The organism is Citrobacter sp. RHBSTW-01013 (genome assembly GCF_013781985.1).
In the GTDB taxonomy this organism is placed as follows: Bacteria; Pseudomonadota; Gammaproteobacteria; order Enterobacterales; family Enterobacteriaceae; genus Citrobacter; species Citrobacter braakii.
Window position 1 is genome coordinate 4,656,887 of the sequence record NZ_CP056185.1, and the last position, 22,185, is coordinate 4,679,071.

A 22,185-nucleotide genomic window follows, 5' to 3' on the forward strand; every position below is an offset into this window, starting at 1 on the left:
TGATTCCAGGACCGTGATGAGACACTCTCTGCAACGTACTGCTATACGCAAACGCCCAATGAAGCTCGGCACTACCGTGATCCTCATGGTCAGTGCGGTACTCTTCTCCGTGCTGCTTGTCGTTCATCTGATTTATTTCTCGCAAATCAGCAACATGACGCGCGATGCATTAGCGGGTAAAGCGCTTGCGGTCGCACGAACGCTGGCAAACTCCCCGGAGATCCGCCAGGGGCTAATGAAAAAGCCCGAGGAAAGCGGTATTCAGGCGATTGCCCAGGCGGTGAATAAGAGCAACGATTTTTTGTTCATCGTCGTCACCGATATGCAAAGCATTCGTTACTCCCATCCCGAAGCGCAGCGAATCGGTCAGCCGTTTAAAGGCGATGACATTTTGCTGGCCCTGCAAGGGAAAGAGAATGTCGCCATTAATCGCGGATTTCTGGCGCAAGCCCTGCGCGTATTTACCCCTATTTATGACGAGCATCACCGGCAGATAGGTGTCGTGTCGATCGGCCTTGAGCTAAGCAGGGTGACTGAGCAGATCAATAACAGCCGTGGCAGCATCTTTTGGTCCATCTTATTTGGCGTGCTGGTTGGGCTGCTTGGCACATGGGTATTTGTCAAAGTCCTCAAGCGTATTCTGTTTGGTCTGGAGCCTTATGAAATCTCCAATCTGTTCGAACAACGCCAGGCGATGCTGCACTCTATAAAGGAAGGCGTCATTGCCGTTGACGAGTGCGGTGAAGTGACGCTGATAAACCAGGCGGCACAAGAATTGCTGGATTACCACAAATCGCAAGACGATGCCCAGCTCTCCACGCTCAGCCACGCATGGTCAAAAGTGGTCGATTTTTCACAGGTACTGCATGACGGAACGCCGCGTCGCGATGAAGAGATCATGGTGAAGGATCGGCTACTCTTAATTAACACGGTTCCGGTACTCAGCAACGGTAAAATCATCGGGGCCATTTCAACATTCAGAGATAAGACTGAAGTCCGAAAATTAATGCAACGACTGGACGGCATGGTCAACTATGCCGACGCACTTCGTGAACGATCCCACGAATTCATGAATAAATTGCACGTGATTCTGGGATTATTGCATCTGAAAAGTTATAAGCAGCTTGAAAATTACATCCTGAAGACCGCCAACAGTTATCAGGAAGAGATTGGCTCACTGTTAGGAAAAATAAAATCCCCGGTGATCGCAGGATTTTTACTCAGTAAGATTAATCGCACATCTGATTTAGGCCATAGCCTGGTGATCAGCAATGAAAGCCAGTTACCGGAAAACAGCAACGAAGATCAGGTGGCTGTGCTGATTACCGTTCTGGGGAATTTGATTGAAAACGCCCTGGAGGCGCTAGGTCAAGAACCTGGTGGCGAGATCAGCGTATCCTTACATTATCGACACGGCTGGTTGCATTGCGAAGTGAATGACGATGGTCCGGGGATTGCCCCCGAACATATTGAACACATCTTTGAGAAGGGCGTTTCGTCAAAAGGAACCGAACGGGGCGTTGGTTTAGCGCTTGTTAAACAACAGGTTGAAAACGTTGGCGGCAATATTTCCGTCGAGTCTGAACCTGGGATCTTCACCCAATTTTTTGTACAGTTACCGTGGAATGGTGAGAGGGCCAGCAGATGATCAATGTCTTAATTGTCGATGACGATGCAATGGTAGCGGAATTAAACCGCCGTTATGTCGCGCAACTCTCCGGTTTTCATTGCTGCGGCACAGCCTCCACGCTGGAGAAAGCAAAAGAGATAATCTTTCATAGCGGCAATCATATCGATTTGATTTTGCTTGATATTTATATGCAAAAAGAGAACGGTCTGGATCTGTTGCCCGTATTGCACAGTGAAGGTTGCAAGTGTGATGTCATTGTCATCTCTTCCGCCGCTGACGCGACCACCATCAAAGACTCTCTCCACTATGGTGTCGTTGACTACCTGATCAAACCGTTCCAGGCGTCCCGTTTTGAAGAGGCGCTAACCGGCTGGCTACAAAAGAAAACCGAGATGGAAAAGCATCAGTACTATGAACAGTCTGAGCTTGACCAGTTGATTCACGGCAGTTCCTCCAATGAACAGGAAGCGCGGCGCTTACCTAAAGGATTAACGCCACAAACGTTACGCACGCTGTGCCAGTGGATTGATGAGCATCAGGATCAGGAATTCTCCACCGATGAACTGGCCAACGAGGTCAATATCTCGCGCGTTTCTTGCCGTAAATATCTTATCTGGCTCGTCAATTGTCACATCCTATTTACCAGCATCCATTATGGCGTAACCGGTAGACCGGTTTATCGTTACCGCGTTCAGGCTGAACATTACTCATTACTAAAACAATATTGCCAATAAAAACAATTTGGGATTATTTGTTATTTGAAAGTAACAATTATTAAAATAATGAAAAATCCCTTCTTTTCTGAATCATGCTGCAGAATTATAAATTTGCGTTAGATCAAATATATTTGTATCCAGCATGTTAAATGTATTATTTTAATATTGATTAACGTCACACTGTTTTTAATTTCAAAATCGCTAACAAAAGTTAATTAAGTATTATCTAGCTCGCAGAGTGTGTATTTTTACCCATAAAGGATTAGTCTGAAATTAACCAGACATACAAAATCTAGACTGGTAGCAATGGAGACCATGCTACGTACCATGGACACCGTACATTTTTGTGAGCAAATAAAAGTATCCGCACGCCAACCTCATCACATTATGAAATGGCGTGAGTGTGATCACACAAATAACCTACTCACCCATTCTGTCGGTGGTTCACGTAATAGCGGAAAACGCAAAACAGATAAATTACAGCGTCAACCGCAGCTCTCCATGTCCAGCTCTGCTTCCCATCGCCTGAGGATTCTCTCCTCTGATCAAAGCCACAGAAAAAAGCTAAATATCGCCATAACGTTAAAAAAACATTCTAGCAAGACATTTGAACATTAATCGCAAATACGGACATATCGAATACTGACCATTTTTTGATGCCTATTCCGGCAAAAAAGAATGTGGCACAGATCCATTTTTCAAAAAATTGACTGGTTTTTTCGCGAGGGTAAATAAAATGTTATTTAGTATACAACTTCTTATAATATTAATATGTTTGTTTTATGGTGCCAGAAAGGGCGGTATCGCGCTGGGTTTATTAGGCGGTATCGGCCTGGTCATTCTGGTTTTCGTTTTCCATCTCCAGCCGGGTAAACCACCTGTAGATGTAATGCTGGTTATTATTGCCGTGGTGGCCGCATCGGCAACCTTGCAAGCCTCCGGCGGCCTTGACGTTATGCTGCAAATCGCTGAAAAGCTGCTGCGCCGTAACCCAAAATACGTTTCCATCGTCGCCCCCTTCGTTACCTGCACCCTGACGATTCTCTGCGGTACAGGCCACGTGGTCTACACCATCCTGCCAATCATTTATGACGTTGCTATTAAGAACAATATTCGCCCGGAACGTCCGATGGCGGCGAGTTCTATCGGTGCGCAGATGGGGATTATCGCCAGCCCGGTGTCCGTGGCCGTTGTATCACTGGTCGCAATGCTGGGTAACGTAACGTTTGAAGGCAAGCATCTTGAATTCCTCGACCTGCTCAGCATCACTATCCCGTCTACCCTGTTGGGTATCCTGGCGATCGGTATCTTCAGTTGGTTCCGCGGTAAAGATCTGGATAAAGATGAAGAGTTCCAGAAGTTTATTTCCGTTCCTGAAAACCACAACTACGTTTATGGCGATACCGCCACACTGTTAGACAAAAAGCTGCCGAAAAGCAACTGGCTGGCCATGTGGATCTTCCTTGCCGCTATCGCCGTTGTTGCCGTGCTCGGCGCGTTCTCTGAGCTGCGCCCTACCTTCAGCGGCAAACCGCTGTCAATGGTACTGGTTATCCAGATGTTCATGCTGCTGACCGGTGCGCTGATTATTATCCTGACGAAGACCAATCCCGCTTCAATATCTAAAAACGAAGTCTTCCGTTCCGGTATGATCGCGATTGTGGCGGTGTACGGTATTGCCTGGATGGCCGAAACAATGTTCGGCGCGCACATGACGGAAATCGAAGGTGTGCTGGGCAATATGGTGAAAGAGTATCCGTGGGCCTATGCAATTGTTCTGCTGTTGGTTTCCAAATTTGTAAACTCCCAGGCTGCGGCGCTGGCGGCGATTGTTCCGGTCGCACTGGCAATTGGGGTTGATCCAGCGTACATCGTTGCTTCCGCTCCGGCATGTTACGGTTACTACATTCTGCCGACTTACCCGAGCGATCTGGCGGCTATTCAGTTTGACCGTTCCGGCACCACCCACATTGGCCGTTTCGTTATCAACCACAGCTTCATTCTACCTGGGTTGATCGGCGTGAGCGTATCCTGTGTCTTTGGTTGGATCTTCGCTGCAATGTACGGTTTCCTGTAATTACAGTGCGCGTGCCGTCCGCTTTGGAACGGCACGCCACCGTCAAGACACAGAGAATTTTAAAATTCCTGAGAAAAATGAAAAGGCTGGAAGCAAATGTCAAAAGTTGAATTCACTTATCAGGCGGCTTTCCCACTGGGGGAAGACAAAACTGAGTACTACCTGCTGACCTCCGATCACGTCAGCGTCGGCGAGTTTGAAGGCGAAACAATCCTGAAAGTAGCCCCTGAAGCACTTACGCTACTGGCCCAACAAGCCTTCCACGATGCCTCCTTCATGCTCCGCCCTGAACACCAACAGCAAGTCGCCTCAATTCTCCATGATCCCGAAGCCAGCGAAAACGATAAATACGTAGCGCTGCAGTTCCTGAGAAACTCCGAAATCGCGGCTAAAGGCGTATTGCCAACCTGCCAGGACACCGGTACGGCAATTATCATGGGTAAAAAAGGTCAGCGCGTCTGGACCGGTGGCGGCGACGAACCGGCACTCTCCAAGGGCGTATTTAATACCTATATTGAAGATAACCTGCGCTACTCGCAAAACGCGGCGCTGGATATGTACAAAGAAGTGAATACCGGCACCAACCTGCCCGCACAAATCGACCTGTACAGCGTGGATGGTGACGAATACAAATTCCTGTGCGTGGCCAAAGGCGGCGGTTCAGCGAACAAAACCTATCTGTATCAGGAAACCAAAGCGCTGCTCACGCCCGGCAAACTGAAAAACTTCCTGGTTGAGAAAATGCGCACGCTGGGTACCGCAGCATGCCCGCCGTACCACATTGCATTCGTCATTGGCGGCACGTCAGCGGAAAGCAACCTGAAAACGGTGAAGCTGGCCAGCACACACTACTATGACGCACTGCCGACTGAAGGTAATGCGCACGGCCAGGCGTTCCGCGATCTGCAACTGGAACAGGAACTACTGGAAGAAGCGCAGAAACTCGGCCTCGGCGCCCAGTTTGGCGGGAAATACTTCGCGCACGATATCCGCGTGATCCGCCTGCCTCGCCACGGCGCATCCTGCCCGGTTGGTATGGGTGTGTCTTGCTCCGCAGACCGTAACATCAAGGCCAAGATTAACCGCGAAGGGATCTGGATCGAAAAACTGGAACATAACCCAGCCCAGTACATTCCGGAGTCGCTGCGCCAGGCAGGCGAAGGTGAAGTGGTTAAAGTTGACCTTAACCGCCCAATGAAAGAGATCCTCGCTCAGCTCTCTCAGTATCCGGTTTCTACCCGTCTGTCGCTGAGCGGCACCATCATTGTCGGTCGCGATATTGCCCACGCGAAGCTAAAAGAACGTATTGAGTCCGGCGAAGGTCTGCCGCAGTACGTGAAAGATCACCCTATCTACTACGCGGGCCCGGCCAAAACACCTGCAGGTTATCCGTCCGGCTCTTTAGGGCCAACCACTGCGGGTCGTATGGACTCCTATGTTGACCTGCTACAGTCTCACGGCGGCAGCATGATCATGCTGGCAAAAGGTAACCGTAGCCAGCAGGTGACAGACGCCTGCCACAAATACGGCGGCTTCTATTTAGGCAGCATTGGTGGCCCGGCAGCGGTACTTGCGCAGCAGAGTATTAAACATCTGGAATGCGTGGAATACCCGGAGCTGGGTATGGAAGCTATCTGGAAAATCGAAGTCGAAGATTTCCCGGCTTTCATTCTGGTCGATGACAAAGGCAACGATTTCTTCCAGCAAATCGTCAGCAAACAATGCGCTAACTGCGCGAAGTAACCCATTCGGCCCGGCACTGGACTGACAACAGATTTTTGGCGTCAGTCCAGTGATCCCCCCGGGCCAACTTTATCCCCCCATTTACTGGCGTTGAATTTTTGCCGCTCACAGGGAATAGTAACCTTTTCCATTACTTGTGAATTCGCCATGCTCCGCACACTGAACTCCACAATCTTGCACTCTGGCGCGCTGCTCCTGGCGCTAATACTTATCTACACCGGTATCTCAGCCACGGAGAAAATCACCTGGCTGATGGAAGTTACGCCGGTCATTATTGTCGTCCCACTGTTGCTGGCGACCGTGAAGCGCTACCCGTTGACGCCATTGCTCTACACGCTCATTTTCTTGCACGCCATCATTCTGATGGTCGGCGGTATGTATACCTACGCTAAAGTCCCTGTCGGTTTTCAGGTTCAGGAGTGGCTGGATCTCAGTCGTAACCCCTATGACAAGCTGGGTCACTTCTTCCAGGGTCTGGTGCCCGCCCTGACGGCAAGAGAGATTTTAGTGCGCGGTAATATAGTTCGTGGCCGCAAAATGCTGGCATTTTTGGTCTGCTGCGTGGCGCTGGCGATTAGCGCGATGTATGAGCTGATCGAATGGTGGGCAGCGCTGGCGATGGGTCAGGGAGCGGATGATTTTCTCGGGACGCAGGGCGACCCGTGGGATACCCAGTCGGATATGTTCTGCGCCCTGCTCGGTGCGCTAACCACGGTGCTCGTGTTGGCGGGCTGGCATAACAGACAGTTAAAAACTGCCGGATAGCGCTGACGCTTATCCGGCAATCTGCCCTACCCATTGCGAGACTTGATAACCAGAATCGGCAAGGCGAACAGGAGTGTCAGAAAGTTCGCCATGCTGACGGCAGTATCTTCAATCAATAATCCATAAATCAGCCACAACACCAGCCCACACACAAACATTACATACATTAAACCGGAGATACCCTGCGTGTTGCGGGTGGTAATGACCTTAATCGCTTGCGGTAAGAATGAGAGCGTCGTCAGGCTAGCCGCCAAATACCCAATCCACGAATGCCATTCCATAGCTACGCCTTCACATCACCTGGGGTGACTATCGCAATAGCCGGGATATCCGGTTGCTCATGGTGCTGCGGCACCTTACGGTACTTATCCAACAAATGAATCTGGACCCTGCGCAGCGTGTCGCCGTTCAGTCGGTAAAAGCGGAAGTAAAGGACTAAGGTCACCACAAAAAAGAGTGCTGGTAGCGCGATCATAATGAATTGCATACCAACAATGGTTTCTGCAGACTGCGCGACATTCGGCGCGTAATTAATCACCCCAAGTATCACTGCGATAAAGAAAGCGGCAAACGCTGACCCTCCTTTTACCACCATCGTCTGCACTGAATAAGCGATACTTTCACAACGTACATTCAGTTTGTATTCGCCGTAATCAACGGTATCCGCCACCATAATGACCTGCAACACCCAGAAAAGTGCTGAACCAATATTCAGTAAAATACCAGCAATAACAATGAGTAAGATATTATGGAAACCGGCTAACGCCATCACCAGCAGCACGATACAGCTGAGCACCGGCAGCACTGATGCCCCAGCCCACAAGATCCGTCGTGACAACGCTTTTACCAATCGAGGAAAGAAAATCAGCGTCAGCAGGTTTGCCGCTCCTGCGTAAGACATGTAGTACGGGAAGAGGCTTGCATCGCCAATCACATAAGTAAAATAGTAAATGGCAAAGCCAGCAATGATATTGGCGGCAATATTGTAAGCCAGCGCCATGCCTAGCAGGCAGGATAACTGGTCGTTTTTATAGATGAGCCCAACGATCGCTTTCAGCCCAAGACGACTGCTGTCCGCCGTTGCCTCACTATCTGACGAATAAACCTCATGCACATTACGCAGCGCAACAACGGTAGAAACGATAAAGAATGCAATCAGCACCAGCGTAAACATCTGGAAACCAAAGCCGCGATCGGCCCCGCCAACATAGCTCACAAAGGGCAGCGTCACACCCGCGGTGACAAACCCAGCCAGGCTTGCGAAGAAACGAGGGAACGGCACCAGTTGTTCACGCTCGCGTTTATCCAGCGTAATAGTTGGTACCAGCGACCAGAATGGAATATCCATAATGGTGTAGGTCATTCCCCATAATATATACGTCACGCAGACAAATACGACTTGCGCAGTGCCCTCAAACAAATGTGCGCTAAAAAGTAAAAATAGCACCAATGAGTTCGCCAGCGTACCGAGTAAGATCCAGGGTTTAAATTTTCCCCACCGCGACCGGGTGGCGTTCACAATCCAGCCCATGATGGGATCGTTTACCGCATCCCAGATCCTTGCCGCCAGGAACAACGTTCCGACCAGCCCCACCGATAATCCCACCACGTCGGTGTAGTAATACATCAGGTACATGTACACAATACCGATGGCGAAATCCTTACCAAACGCTCCAAATCCGTAACTGAGTTTTGTTTTCAGAGAGATGCTCATAGGGTATCGGATCGCCGTTACCAGCGCCCGCCTTCTGTTAGAGGAAACGTCAGAGGTTAAACGCCGGATGCTCTGCCCGGCGTAATGGTGTGTTAACGGTGTAACCAGGCCGGCAGCCAGTCGCCATGAGACGCGATCAGATCGTCCACCAGCGCATAAATCTCCTCAATCCCCAATACCGCAGCGGTATGCGGATCCATCATCGCCGCGTGATAAACGCGATCGCGATTTTCCGTCAGAATGGCTTCCGTTAGCAGGGTCTGAACATTGATATTGGTTTGCATCATGGCCGCCAAATGTGACGGGAGAGTACCCACCTTCGTTGGCTGGATACCATTCGCATCGACCAGGCAAGCCACCTCCACGCAACAGCCTTGCGGCAGGTTATCGATCAGATGGTCATTGCGAACGTTGCCATACACCACGCTCGGTTCACCGGTCCAGATAGCGTTCATGATAGTGCTGGCATATTCACGTGACGGTTTAATCTCGATCCGCGCCGCCGTTTTGTACTCTTCCAGCTCTTTGTTCCAGTTCGCCAGCTGTTCCACACAGCGTTTTGGATACTCATCCAGTGGAACATTATAGCGCTCAATCAGATCCTCACGCCCTGGTTTGATAAACCACGGCGTATATTCCGCGAAATGCTCCGACGACTCAGTGACGAAATAGCCCAGCTTTTTGAACATTTCATAGCGCACAATGTTCTGACAACGGGTATTACCGTGAAGATTCGGTTTCGGCGCCTGACCAGACTCATAGGCCGCCAGCAGCTCCGGATAGAGATTCACATAAGCACCGTCAGCCGTTTTACGCTCAAGTTCCAGATAAAACGCCATATGGTTGATCCCGGCGCAGCGATAGCGCAAAGAGGCCGGGTCGATGTTCAAATCGCGGGCCAGCTCCTCCGCTGTCCCTTGCACCGAGTGACACAATCCAACCTGCTTAATATGCGGATAGCGCGCATACATTGCCCAGGTGTTCATCGCCATCGGGTTAACGTAGTTAAGCATGGTGGCCTGCGGGCAGACTTCGGTCATATCCTCACAAATCTGCCATAAATGCGGGATAGTGCGCAGCGCGCGCATAATGCCGCCTGGCCCCAACGTATCGGCAATCGTCTGCTCCAGACCATGACGTTTACACACCGCAAAATCGGTAACGGTACAAGGTTCATAGCCACCAATCTGGAAAGCGACCACCACAAAATCAGCATCCTGCAATGCCGCTTTTTGATCGGTATAGCAGGTGATACGCCCGGACGCGCCCGCTGAGTCCATCAACTTACGCACCACAATGTGTGACTCTTCCAGCCGAGTAGGATTGACGTCCATCAAGGCGATATGCGCAGATTTCAGCGCATCGCGATGAAAGACGTCCCCGAGGATATTTTTGACGAAAATCGTGGAACCGGCGCCGATAAAGGTAATTTTGGGTGCAGACATCATGACTCTCCAGAACATTAGTGAACACAGTCATGGTGGCACAGCGCATTGATGAAAACTTCCGACTTCCCTGGCGAGCATTCCCATAAACTCAGATCGCCTCTTTGCCCCATACTGGATCTGAGTTTATGGGACAAAATTGCACAAAAAGCAGAGTATGCGGCCCCAAAATCTCGCTATGCTCAATGATATCGGTCCAATTTGTGTCCTGATTCTCAGCCTTAATGCGCAGCAAATGACATGATTCTGATAATTCAGGAAATGGAGTAACCATGAGTACATTACCGACATCGCCTCTTCCCCCCGATCCGCACATGTGTAGCAGCGATGAAGAGCAAACCCGCAGCCCATTGTCGCTGTACTCAGAATATCAACGGATGGATATTGAGCTGCGCTCACCGCATGCTATGCCTGCCAGTCACTGGCATGGGCAGGTGGAGATTAATGTGCCGTTTGATGGCGACGTTGAGTACCTCATCAACAACGAAGTGGTGCAGATAAAACAGGGACACATTACGCTTTTCTGGGCCTGTACGCCGCATCAGCTCACGCGTCCGGGCAGCTGCCAAAGCATGGCTATCTTCAATTTACCGATGCACCTTTTCCTTTCCTGGCCGCTGGATCGCGAACTGATCAACCACGTTACCCATGGCATGGTCATCAAATCGCTGGCGTCGCAGCAGCTAAGCACCTTTGAAGTTCAACGCTGGCAACAGGAGCTGAGCAACCCGAACGAGCAAATTCGCCAGCTCGCCATTGATGAAATTGGTCTGATGCTCAAGCGGTTTAGCCTTTCCGGCTGGCAGCCAATCCTGGTCAATAAAACTTCGCGGACGCACAAAAACAGCGTTTCGCGGCACGCCCAGTTTTACGTAAGCCAGATGCTGAGTTTTATTGCCGATAACTACGATCAGGTGCTCACTATCAACGACGTCGCGGAACACGTGAAGCTCAACGCCAACTACGCGATGGGGATTTTCCAGCGCGTGATGCAACTCACCATGAAGCAGTACATCACCGCAATGCGGATCAATCACGTCCGCGCATTGCTTAGCGATACCGATAAAACCATTCTTGACGTCGCGTTGACCGCGGGATTCCGATCCAGCAGCCGTTTTTATGACACCTTCAGCAAGTTTGTCGGCATGTCGCCGCAGCAGTACCGCAAACTGAGCCAACAGCGCCGGCAAACAATGGCTGGCTGAGCAGCCCAGAAACCACCGGCGTTACTCCAGCCTACGATCCCTATCGTTCGCCGATATCAGTATCAGCCAAAAAAATATTCCCCCTGTCGATAAACAGCGGTGAAAAATCGCCAATAAGCAAACATAACTATTTGTTTAAAAACAAATTAAACACAAATCAGACTATTTATCACCCGCTTTACAGCCCATTTTGTCAGGATAATACTTGCCTGCGTCACATTCATACGGTGTGTCTGCAATCCATAAATTGCAACCTTTCCACAACCGGGTAAAAGATGATGAAAGTATTAATTGTTGAAAGTGAGTTTCTGCATCAGGACACCTGGGTCGGTAGCGCTGTCGAACGTCTGGCTGATGCATTAAGCCGCCAAAATGTTACCGTCATTAAGTCCACCTCATTCGACGATGGTTACGCAATCCTCGCCGCTAATGAAGCCATTGATTGCCTGATGTTCAGCTATCAAATGGAACAACAAGACGAGCACCTGAACGTCAGGCAATTGATCGGCAAGCTCCACGAGCGCCAGCAAAACGTTCCCGTTTTCCTGCTGGGCGATCGCGAAAAAGCCACCGCATCGCTGGATCGCGACCTGCTGGAGCTTGTCGATGAATTCGCCTGGATTATGGAAGATACCGCAGACTTTATCGCCGGACGTGCCGTTGCGGCGATGACCCGTTACCGCCAGCAACTTCTGCCGCCACTGTTCAGCGCGCTGATGAAATACGGCGACATCCATGAATACTCCTGGGCAGCGCCTGGTCACCAGGGCGGTGTCGGATTTACCAAAACGCCGGCGGGTCGTTTTTACCATGATTACTACGGTGAAAACTTATTCCGAAGCGACATGGGTATTGAACGCGCATCGCTCGGCTCACTGCTGGATCATACCGGCGCATTTGGCGAGAGCGAAAAATATGCCGCCCGCGTGTTTGGCGCTGACCGATCCTGGTCCGTAGTGGTCGGGACTTCCGGCTCTAACCGCACCATCATGCAGGCTTGTATGACCGACAACGACGTCGTGGTGCTGGATCGTAACTGCCACAAATCTATCGAGCAGGGGTTGATCCTCACCGGCGCAAAACCGGTGTACATGGTGCCAAGTCGCAACCGGTACGGCATTATCGGCCCTATCTACCCGCAAGAAATGCAACCTGAAACATTGCAGAAAAAAATCAGCGAAAGCCCGCTGACCAAGGGCAAGGCCGGGCAAAAACCGTCTTACAGCGTTGTGACCAACTGTACTTATGACGGTGTTTGCTACAACGCCAAAGAGGCCCAGGACCTGCTCGCGCAAACCAGCGATCGCATCCACTTCGATGAGGCCTGGTACGGCTATGCTCGCTTTAACCCAATTTATGCCGATCACTACGCTATGCGTGGCGCGCCGGGCGATCATAACGGTCCTACCGTTTTTGCGACCCACTCGACCCACAAACTGCTGAACGCGCTCTCTCAGGCGTCTTACATTCACGTCCGTGAAGGTCGTGGGGCCGTGAACTTCTCCCGCTTTAACCAGGCGTACATGATGCACGCCACCACCTCTCCGCTGTATGCCATCTGCGCATCAAACGACGTGGCTGTCTCCATGATGGACGGCAACAGCGGTCTGTCGCTCACTCAGGAAGTGATCGACGAAGCGGTCGATTTCCGTCAGGCCATGGCGCGTTTGTACAAAGAATTTTCCGCCGAAGGCGACTGGTTCTTCAAACCGTGGAACAAAGAAGTGGTAACTGACCCGCAAACCGGCAAAACCTATGACTTTGCCGATGCGCCAACTCAACTCCTGACCACTGACCAGAACTGCTGGGTGATGCGTCCGGGTGAATCCTGGCACGGGTTTAAAGACCTGCCGGATAACTGGAGCATGCTGGACCCAATCAAAGTCAGTATTCTGGCGCCGGGGATGGGCGATGATGGCGAACTGGAAGAGAGCGGCGTACCGGCAGCGCTGGTCACCGCCTGGCTTGGCCGCCACGGTATCGTGCCGACCCGTACCACAGATTTCCAGATTATGTTCCTGTTCTCAATGGGGATTACCCGTGGGAAATGGGGCACGCTGATCAATACCCTGTGCTCATTCAAACACCATTACGATGCCAATACACCGCTGACGCAGGTGATGCCAGAACTGGTTGAGGAACATCCTGACACTTACGCCAACATGGGCATTCACGATCTGGGCGACACCATGTTTGCCTGGCTGAAAGAGAACAACCCTGGCAGCCGACTCAACGCGGCCTACTCCGGCCTGCCTGTTGCTGAAATCACCCCGCGTGAAGCCTATAACGCGATAGTCAGCGATAACGTTGAGATGGTGGCCATTGAAAATCTGCCGGGTCGTATAGCTGCGAATTCCGTGATTCCTTACCCACCGGGAATTCCAATGCTGCTGTCCGGGGAAAACTTTGGCGACGCCAATAGCCCGCAGATTAGTTATCTACGTTCGTTGCAGTCCTGGGACCACCACTTCCCTGGATTTGAACATGAAACCGAAGGAACGGAAATTATTGACGGTGTATATCACGTCATGTGCGTGAAAGCATAATGTCACTTTATAGATAGTCCGATTTTTAAGGTAGACATGTCATGCTTGAGTAATTCCTGAGTATTGCTGCAAAACAATAACATTGTCATACCTTTTTGCGCGGGACCACCCCGCGCTTTTTTTATACGCAAATATCACGTTTCCACTTGCGTAAAAAAAAGTGTACATAAGAAAATTCCCACCAAACATTGTAATTAATTTCAGAGACGTTATTTTAATGCGGTCCTGGATTCATCATACAATTTCAATTTAGCCGATATGGTTCATCTGATGGTGAGCTACGGTGTTTTATGTTCATATTCCTGGAGTTTGGGTATGAGGGTTTGCAGCAGAGCAGCTTGTGTTGTTGTATTAACGGAGAAGGATGTTTGGTTAAGGATTAACGGTAAAGAAGCCATCAGCTTAAAAGCTAATCATATGGCGCTGGTAGCATGCGATAATAATATTATCGATTTCTCATCACTTAATAACGCACTGGTCGTACATATCAGCCGTGATATCATTAAAGACTATCTACGTTTTTTAAATAAAGACCTTTCACAGATCCCACTCTGGCAACGCAGTGCCAACCCAGTGATGACCGCCGTCTGTCTGACGCCGGATGTCTTCCGGGTGGCTGCCCAATATAGCGTAATGGACACAATGGACGAAGGTGAAAGTGTGCGCACGCGCTCGCTACTGTTCACGGTGTTATCACGCTTTCTCGGCAGCAAAAAGTTTATTTCTCTGCTCATGCATATACTACGCAGTCGTATCAGCGACAGCGTTTATCACATTATTGAGAGCGATATACATAAAGACTGGAATTTAAGCATGGTTGCCAGTTGCTTATGCCTGAGCCCCAGTTTGTTAAAGAAAAAGCTCAAAAGTGAAAATACAAGTTACAGCCAAATAATTACCACGTGTCGCATGCGTTATGCCGTCAATCAATTATTGATGGATGGCAAAAACATTTCCCAGGTCTCTCAACTGTGCGGATATAACAGTACCTCGTACTTTATATCCGTATTCAAAGAGTTCTATGGGATGACGCCTCTGCATTATGTCAGTCAACATAGGGAGCCATCCGCTGCCTGATTTTTAATCAGTTAGCGATAAGCCATAATAATATCAGCATTAGCGATACCCCCAGTCCGCCATCATAAAATAGTCTTCTGAAGAGGTATGATAAGACGTCATTTATCCTTATCAGGAGTTACTAAATATGTCGACGGATGCTGATGCTCACAAAGTGGGCTTAATCCCCGTCACCCTTATGGTGTCGGGGAATATTATGGGTTCCGGTGTATTCCTGCTACCCGCAAACCTTGCGTCAACTGGCGGGATTGCAATCTACGGATGGTTGGTCACTATTATCGGTGCTTTGGCGCTGTCGATGGTGTACGCGAAAATGTCGTCCTTAGACTCCAGTCCCGGTGGTTCTTACGCTTATGCCCGCCGCTGTTTCGGTCCTTTTTTGGGCTACCAGACCAACGTCCTGTACTGGCTGGCTTGCTGGATTGGTAACATCGCCATGGTGGTTATTGGCGTCGGTTACCTGAGCTACTTCTTCCCCATCTTAAAAGATCCGCTGGTCCTGACGCTGACCTGCGTCGTGGTACTGTGGATCTTCGTATTGCTGAACATTGTCGGACCGAAAATGATCACCCGTGTACAGGCCGTCGCAACGGTACTGGCGCTGGTGCCAATTGTCGGTATTGCCGTCTTCGGCTGGTTCTGGTTCCGGGGTGAAACCTATATGGCGGCATGGAACGTCAGCGGTATGAACACCTTCGGTGCGATTCAAAGCACTCTGAACGTAACCTTGTGGTCATTTATCGGCGTGGAAAGCGCCTCCGTCGCGGCAGGTGTGGTTAAAAATCCCAAACGTAACGTGCCTATCGCCACCATGGGCGGCGTGCTGATTGCCGCCGTTTGCTATGTGCTCTCCACCACGGCGATTATGGGTATGATCCCTAACGCGGCGCTGCGTGTTTCAGCCTCCCCGTTCGGTGATGCCGCACGCATGGCGCTGGGTGACACCGCTGGGGCGATTGTCTCCTTCTGCGCCGCGGCCGGGTGCCTTGGTTCCTTGGGCGGCTGGACGCTGCTTGCCGGGCAAACCGCCAAAGCGGCAGCCGATGACGGCCTGTTCCCACCGATTTTTGCCCGTGTTAACAAAGCCGGTACGCCGGTAGCCGGGTTAATTATCGTCGGCGTTCTGATGACCATCTTCCAGTTCAGCAGCATGTCGCCAAACGCTGCGAAAGAGTTTGGTCTGGTCTCTTCGGTTTCCGTTATCTTCACGCTGGTGCCGTATCTGTACACCTGCGCCGCGCTGCTGCTGCTCGGCCATGGTCACTTTGGTAAAGCGCGTCCGATGTACTTACTAGTGACCTTTATCGCTTTTGTTTACTGCATTTGGGCGGTTGTCGGTTCCGGTGCCAAAGAGGTGATGTGGTCATTCGTCACACTGATGATCATCACCGCGCTGTATGCACTGAACTACAATCGGATCCATAAAAACCCATATCCATTGGATGCCCCGGTAAACAATAACTAACGCAAACAGTCGTCGTTGCCCGATGGTGTAAGGCCATCGGGCCAACGCCGCCCCCCGCGATTCCTGAAATCAACATTAAGAACTTAAGGTTGGCTTAATTTTACTTTGAGAGGATTTGTAGCACTTAGTCGATGGAACCCCCCTTAATGTTAAAGCACCTGTTTAAAAGACCCACTCTTGGGCTAATCAGCTGGCTTCTCCTGATCTCATTTTATCTTGCGACTTTCCTGAACATTGCGTTCTATAAACAAGTGCTGCAAGAACTGCCCCTGGATTCCGTGCGTAACGTGCTGGTGTTTTTGTCGATGCCGGTCGTCGCTTTCAGCGTCATGAACATTGTGCTGACGCTGGCCTCATTCCTGTGGCTTAATCGCCTGGTGGCCTGCGTTTTCATTCTGGTTGGCGCATCGGCCCAATATTTCATCATGACCTACGGCATCATCATTGACCGCTCGATGATCGCCAATATGATGGACACCACACCCGCCGAAACCTTTGCTTTACTGACGCCGCAAATGCTCATCACGCTCGGAGTGAGCGGCATTCTCGCCGCGCTCATTGCCTGCTGGATAAGAATCAAACCGATCGCCCCGGCCATGCGCAGCGTACTGTTCCGTGGCGCGAATATTCTGATCTCCGCGCTGCTGATCGTGCTGGTCGCCGCGTTCTTCTACAAAGATTACGCCTCACTGTTTCGCAACAATAAAGAACTGGTGAAATCCCTCAGCCCATCCAACAGCATTGTGGCGACCTCTTCCTGGTATTCACACCAGAGGCTGGCCCACCTGCCGCTGGTACGCATTGGTGAAGACGCCCATCGCAATCCGTTGATGGTGAAAGAAAAGCGTAAGAACCTGACGATTGTGGTGCTCGGCGAGACCTCACGCGGCGATAACTTCTCGCTGTCAGGCTATTCGCGCCAGACCAACCCGCTGCTGGAAAAAGATGATGTGGTCTATTTCCCCCGCACCACATCCTGCGGAACGGCAACGGCAGTATCTGTCCCCTGCATGTTCTCGGGTATGCCACGCGCGCACTACGATGAAGAACTGGCGCAGCATCAGGAAGGCGTGCTCGACATTATTCAGCGGGCGGGAATTAACGTTCTGTGGAACGACAACGACGGCGGCTGCAAAGGGGCATGCGACCGGGTACCGCACCAGAATATGACTAAGCTGAACCTGCCAGGGCAGTGTATTGACGGGGAATGCTACGATGACGTGCTGTTCCACGGGCTGGAAGAGTACATTAATAACCTGCAAGGCGACGGCGTGATTGTGCTGCACACCATCGGCAGCCACGGTCCGACCTATTACAACCGCTATCCTGCGCAGTTCAAGAAATTTACGCCAACCTGTGACACCAACGAAATCCAGACTTGTTCACAGCAACAGTTGGTCAATACCTATGACAACACCATTCTTTACGTCGACTATATTGTTGATAAAGCAATCAATATACTGAAAGAGCATCAGGATAATTTCACCACCAGCCTGGTCTACCTTTCCGATCACGGTGAATCCTTAGGGGAAAATGGCATCTATTTACACGGCCTGCCATATTCGATTGCGCCAGATACGCAAAAACATGTGCCGATGCTGCTGTGGCTCTCAGAAGATTATCAGCAACGCTATCAAGTCTCTCAGACATGTTTGCAAAAACGGGCAGGCTCAGAGGACTTCTCACAGGATAATCTCTTCTCAACCCTGCTGGGATTAACAGGCGTGCAAACTCAGAAATATCAGGCGGCAGATGATATTCTGCAACCCTGCCGGGGAGGCTAAACGAATGAAAATTCTGATTGTTGAAGACGATACGTTGTTATTACAGGGACTGATACTCGCCGCGCAAACAGAAGGCTATGCCTGCGACGGCGTATCAACGGCCCGTGCCGCGGAGCAGTGTCTGGAGACCGGCCATTACAGTCTGGTGGTTCTGGACCTGGGCTTACCGGATGAAGACGGCCTGCACTTCCTGAACCGCATCAGACAGAAAAAATACACCGTGCCGGTGCTTATCCTCACCGCCCGCGATACGGTGAAAGACCGGGTCAGCGGGCTGGACGTTGGCGCCGATGACTATCTGGTCAAACCGTTCGCACTGGAAGAACTGCATGCCCGCATCCGGGCGCTGCTGCGTCGTCATAACAATCAGGGTGAAAGTGAACTCATTGTCAGTAACCTGACGCTGAATATCGGTCGTCGCCAGGTGTGGATGGATGGACAAGAAGTTATCTTAACGCCGAAAGAATACGCACTCCTGTCGCGCCTGATGCTTAAAGCGGGCAGCCCGGTACACCGGGAGATCCTGTATAACGACATCTACAGCTGGGATAACGAACCGTCGACCAATACGCTGGAAGTGCACATTCACAACCTGCGGGACAAAGTGGGTAAATCACGTATCCGCACAGTCAGGGGATTTGGCTATATGCTGGTTGCCACTGAGGAAAGCTAAGTGAAGCTACTGCAATATCTAAAAAAACCGCTCCCGCTGCGTCATCGCCTGATGCTGACCATCGGTCTTATTCTGCTGGTCTTCCAGTTGATTAGCACCTTCTGGCTGTGGCACGAAAGCACCGAACAAATACAGCTATTTGAGCAGGCGTTACGCGAAAATCGTAACAACGATCGCCACATCCTGCATGAAATCCGCGAGGCCATCGCCAGTCTGATCGTCCCCGGTATTTTTATGGTCAGCCTGACGCTGCTGATTTGCTACCAGGCAGTGCGGCGTATTACTCGCCCGCTGGCGGATCTGCAAAAAGAGTTAGAAACGCGGGCAGCCGATAACCTTGCTCCGATTGAAGTTCACAGTTCAACCGTTGAGATCCAGGCGGTCGTCTCAGCGCTCAACGAGCTGGTGACACGGCTGACGAGCACCATTGAAAACGAACGCTTATTTACCGCCGATGTCGCCCACGAACTGCGCACCCCGTTGTCAGGCGTTCGCCTGCATCTGGAATTACTGTCCAAAACCCATAAGGTCGACGTTTCACCGTTAATTGCCCGCCTTGACCAAATGATGGACAGCGTGTCGCAACTGCTGCAACTCGCCCGCGTTGGACAGTCGTTCTCGGCCGGGAGCTACCAGCACGTCAAACTGCTGGAGGACGTGATTTTGCCCTCCTACGATGAACTCAGCACCATGCTGGACCAGCGTCAGCAGACGCTGCTCCTACCGCAAAGCACGGCGGACGTTGTCGTACGTGGCGATGCGACGCTATTACGAATGCTGCTGCGAAATCTGGTGGAGAACGCGCATCGTTACAGCCCGGAAGGCACCCATATTACGATTAGCCTGAATACAGAGCATGATGCCGTTATCGCCGTCGAAGATGAAGGCCCAGGCATTGATGAGAGTAAATGCGGGGAGCTGAGTAAAGCGTTTGTGCGTATGGACAGCCGTTTTGGCGGGATTGGGCTGGGGCTGAGCATTGTCAGTCGTATCACCCAGTTACATCACGGGCATTTCTATTTGCAAAATCGTCAGGGAACCACCGGCACTCGCGCTTGGGTGGAATTAGCGAAAGGTCAGTAAGAACTCACCCAAACGTACAAAAAGCTGCTGACGATCAGCACGCTGCACACGGTGGTCAAACTTTCATAAATGCGGTTTTTCATGACACTCTCCTCCGATACTCTGGAGGAGAGTTTGCCTGACACAGATTAAGCCAACCTTAAGTGGATATGATAAATCACATGATTACTCATCAATCCGCGGATGCTGCTGCACCAGGCGCGTACGCTTAAGCTGCAGCTCAGCAATTTCCTGATCGATATCTTCGATTTTATGCTCAATATTATCGTAGTGCTCGCCGAGGAGCTCTTTCGCTTCATGAATATCCGAAGCGGCAGGCGTAGCCCCCTTCAGCGGCTGATTAGCCGTCTCTTTCATGGTCACGCCGGTAATTAAACCTATCACCGCAATCACCATCAGATAATAAGCAGGCATCATCAGATTCTGCGAGCTTTCCACCAGCCATGCGGCCAACGTCGGTGTCAGACCGGCGACCAATACCGAGATATTAAACGCTGCGGCCAGGGCACTGTAGCGAATATGCGTCGGGAACATCGCTGGTAACGTTGACGCCATCACCCCGGTAAAGCAGTTGAGGATCACCGCCAGCATCAGCAACCCGGCGAAAATCAGGCCGATGACGTTACTGTTAATCAGAATAAATGCCGGAATAGCCAGCACAAACAGCGCAATACTGCCCATAATCACAAACGGACGGCGTCCGAAGCGGTCGCTGAGCAGACCCATCACCGGCTGCACAAACAGCATACCAATCATGATGGCGATAATAATCAGCACGCCGTGGTCTTCAGAGTAATGCAGGTTATGCGACAGGTAGCTCGGCATATAGGTGAGCAGCATGTAGTAGGTGACGTTGGTGGCAATCACCAGACCAATACATGCCAGCAGGCTGCGCCAGTGCCTGGTCGCAATCTCTTTAAACGACACCTTCGGACCGTCCTGCAGTCCCTGACGATCGCCCTGCTCCAGTTTATCCACGTGCTGCTGGAACGCAGGAGTCTCTTCCAGTGCATGACGCAGGTACAGACCAATAAGCCCTAACGGTAGCGCCAGGAAGAACGGAATACGCCAGCCCCACTCAAGGAAGTTTTCTTCGCCGACGATAGTTGAGATCAGGACTACCACGCCCGCACCCAGCACAAACCCGGCAATCGAGCCGAAGTCCAGCCAGCTGCCCATAAATCCGCGCTTACGGTCTGGCGAGTACTCTGCGACAAAAATCGACGCCCCGGTATACTCTCCGCCGACCGAGAACCCCTGCGCCATTTTACACAGCAACAGCAGAATCGGCGCCCAGATACCAATCGAGGCATACGAGGGAATGAGACCGATACAGAAGGTACTTATCGACATAATCACAATGGTGATAGCGAGGATCTTCTGACGACCGTATTTATCGCCAAGCATACCGAAGAACAATCCGCCAAGCGGTCGAATCAGAAAGGGAACAGAGAAGGTGGCAAGTGCAGCAACCATCTGTACGCTGGGGTCAGCCCCCGGGAAGAACACTTTACCTAATGCGTAAGCAACAAACCCATAAACACCAAAATCAAACCACTCCATCGCATTACCTAACGACGCCGCAGTAATGGCTTTTCGCAGTTTACCGTCATCAATGATGGTAACGTCGCGCAGCGTAATTGGTTTTATTTTTTTCCTTTTTAGCATACTCGTCCTCATAGACTTAGCCCTGTCACGCTACAGATCGAGTCCCTCAACGCCCCTGCGTCAAGGTCATCACCGAGCGGGGAATGCACAGACGCATTCCCTGTAACAAGCGTAGCAGGTTTACTTACACTGACGAGAAACGAGCAGTACAACCGAACCTGTTGACGCCTGATTGGGCGGTTAATGACCTCTTTACCCTAACAGTGTTTAAATTTGTGATCAACTTCACATATAGATTTCCATTTCGTCAACATGCGTAAATCAGGTCATTCTTAGTCAACTTTTTTACATGTAATGCTTGCGATTTTCTGGCAATTAAATACAAGAATAAATCACTTTGTTGCACCAACAATCACAACAGTCACTATTATTCTGCTAGGCAAAACCCCCCCTAATCTCTTCACAAAAAGATCACAGCTTTTTTAATAATCAGAGCACTCAGGAACTTTTGCTCGGAATATGTGATGAAGATAACTAAAACATCGTTTTATTTTGATTGAATCAATGTTCCCATGAATGCAAACTAATTCCAGACGCAATATCCCTGGGAGCAGCAACACGCTCAACGTATGCCGCGTTAGATTTTATAAAACA

Annotated in this window: 18 protein-coding genes; 13 read left to right on the forward strand and 5 right to left on the reverse strand. The window is 50.7% G+C overall.

Features of this window, described 5'->3' with window-relative positions; genetic code table 11:
* The first annotated feature begins 16 nt into the window (after positions 1-16).
* The 6 genes from HV350_RS22295 (at position 17) to HV350_RS22320 (ending at position 6,931) form a co-directional block, all read left to right on the forward strand.
* Positions 17-1,648: a sensor histidine kinase gene (locus tag HV350_RS22295; RefSeq protein ID WP_016155492.1), complete on the forward strand. Its 1,632-nt coding sequence runs from the start codon at positions 17-19 to the stop codon at positions 1,646-1,648.
* Entirely contained in the window at positions 1,645-2,364 is a 720-nt protein-coding gene (dcuR, locus tag HV350_RS22300) for a two-component system response regulator DcuR (RefSeq protein WP_016155419.1), read from the forward strand. Before HV350_RS22295 ends, dcuR begins: the two co-directional genes overlap by 4 nt.
* 297 nt (positions 2,365-2,661) lie before the next feature.
* On the forward strand, positions 2,662-2,964 hold the full coding sequence (locus HV350_RS22305; RefSeq protein ID WP_135107946.1) for a hypothetical protein: 303 nt from the start codon (positions 2,662-2,664) through the stop codon (positions 2,962-2,964).
* Between the two features lie 118 nt (positions 2,965-3,082).
* On the forward strand, positions 3,083-4,423 hold the full coding sequence (gene dcuB / locus HV350_RS22310) for an anaerobic C4-dicarboxylate transporter DcuB (protein WP_003031873.1): 1,341 nt from the start codon (positions 3,083-3,085) through the stop codon (positions 4,421-4,423).
* 96 nt (positions 4,424-4,519) lie between these two features.
* Entirely contained in the window at positions 4,520-6,166 is a 1,647-nt protein-coding gene (gene fumA / locus HV350_RS22315; RefSeq protein ID WP_181629340.1) for a class I fumarate hydratase FumA, read from the forward strand.
* 147 nt (positions 6,167-6,313) lie between these two features.
* Positions 6,314-6,931 carry a DUF2238 domain-containing protein gene (locus tag HV350_RS22320; protein ID WP_019077832.1) on the forward strand — a complete coding sequence of 206 codons (618 nt, stop codon included), beginning with the start codon at positions 6,314-6,316 and terminating at the stop codon, positions 6,929-6,931.
* Positions 6,932-6,957: 26 nt separating this feature from the next.
* Here the strand turns inward: HV350_RS22320 and HV350_RS22325 are convergent, their stop codons facing one another.
* The 3 genes from HV350_RS22325 to melA form a co-directional block, all read right to left on the reverse strand.
* Positions 6,958-7,212, reverse strand: coding sequence for a SemiSWEET transporter (locus HV350_RS22325; protein WP_016155416.1), 255 nt, complete (start codon positions 7,210-7,212; stop codon positions 6,958-6,960).
* Positions 7,213-7,214: 2 nt separating this feature from the next.
* Positions 7,215-8,645 carry a melibiose:sodium transporter MelB gene (gene melB, locus HV350_RS22330; protein ID WP_181629341.1) on the reverse strand — a complete coding sequence of 477 codons (1,431 nt, stop codon included), beginning with the start codon at positions 8,643-8,645 and terminating at the stop codon, positions 7,215-7,217.
* A gap of 92 nt (positions 8,646-8,737) precedes the next feature.
* Positions 8,738-10,093 carry an alpha-galactosidase gene (gene melA / locus HV350_RS22335; RefSeq protein ID WP_181629343.1) on the reverse strand — a complete coding sequence of 452 codons (1,356 nt, stop codon included), beginning with the start codon at positions 10,091-10,093 and terminating at the stop codon, positions 8,738-8,740.
* A gap of 269 nt (positions 10,094-10,362) precedes the next feature.
* Between melA and melR the strand changes: the two genes are divergently transcribed.
* The 7 genes from melR (at position 10,363) to pmrB (ending at position 19,923) form a co-directional block, all read left to right on the forward strand.
* Positions 10,363-11,295 carry a transcriptional regulator MelR gene (gene melR, locus HV350_RS22340; RefSeq protein ID WP_016155413.1) on the forward strand — a complete coding sequence of 311 codons (933 nt, stop codon included), beginning with the start codon at positions 10,363-10,365 and terminating at the stop codon, positions 11,293-11,295.
* Between the two features lie 278 nt (positions 11,296-11,573).
* Positions 11,574-13,841, forward strand: coding sequence for an arginine decarboxylase (gene adiA / locus HV350_RS22345; RefSeq protein WP_181630681.1), 2,268 nt, complete (start codon positions 11,574-11,576; stop codon positions 13,839-13,841).
* Positions 13,842-14,156: 315 nt separating this feature from the next.
* Positions 14,157-14,918 carry an AraC family transcriptional regulator gene (locus HV350_RS22350; protein WP_016155411.1) on the forward strand — a complete coding sequence of 254 codons (762 nt, stop codon included), beginning with the start codon at positions 14,157-14,159 and terminating at the stop codon, positions 14,916-14,918.
* 127 nt (positions 14,919-15,045) lie between these two features.
* On the forward strand, positions 15,046-16,383 hold the full coding sequence (gene adiC / locus HV350_RS22355; RefSeq protein WP_016155410.1) for an arginine/agmatine antiporter: 1,338 nt from the start codon (positions 15,046-15,048) through the stop codon (positions 16,381-16,383).
* A gap of 146 nt (positions 16,384-16,529) precedes the next feature.
* On the forward strand, positions 16,530-18,167 hold the full coding sequence (eptA, locus tag HV350_RS22360; protein WP_181629345.1) for a phosphoethanolamine transferase EptA: 1,638 nt from the start codon (positions 16,530-16,532) through the stop codon (positions 18,165-18,167).
* A 4-nt stretch (positions 18,168-18,171) separates the two neighbouring features.
* Positions 18,172-18,840, forward strand: a complete 669-nt coding sequence (pmrA, locus tag HV350_RS22365) for a two-component system response regulator PmrA (RefSeq protein WP_016155408.1) — start codon at positions 18,172-18,174, stop codon at positions 18,838-18,840.
* Entirely contained in the window at positions 18,841-19,923 is a 1,083-nt protein-coding gene (pmrB, locus tag HV350_RS22370; RefSeq protein WP_016155407.1) for a two-component system sensor histidine kinase PmrB, read from the forward strand. It abuts the gene before it with no gap.
* On the opposite strand, the gene pmrR is transcribed toward pmrB, so the two are convergent.
* Positions 19,917-20,006, reverse strand: a complete 90-nt coding sequence (pmrR, locus tag HV350_RS22375; RefSeq protein WP_016155406.1) for an LpxT activity modulator PmrR — start codon at positions 20,004-20,006, stop codon at positions 19,917-19,919. The two genes, pmrB and pmrR, sit on opposite strands and share 7 nt — an antisense overlap.
* Before the next feature lie 82 nt (positions 20,007-20,088).
* Positions 20,089-21,591 carry a glycine betaine/L-proline transporter ProP gene (proP, locus tag HV350_RS22380; RefSeq protein ID WP_016155405.1) on the reverse strand — a complete coding sequence of 501 codons (1,503 nt, stop codon included), beginning with the start codon at positions 21,589-21,591 and terminating at the stop codon, positions 20,089-20,091.
* Positions 21,592-22,185 lie beyond the last annotated feature (594 nt).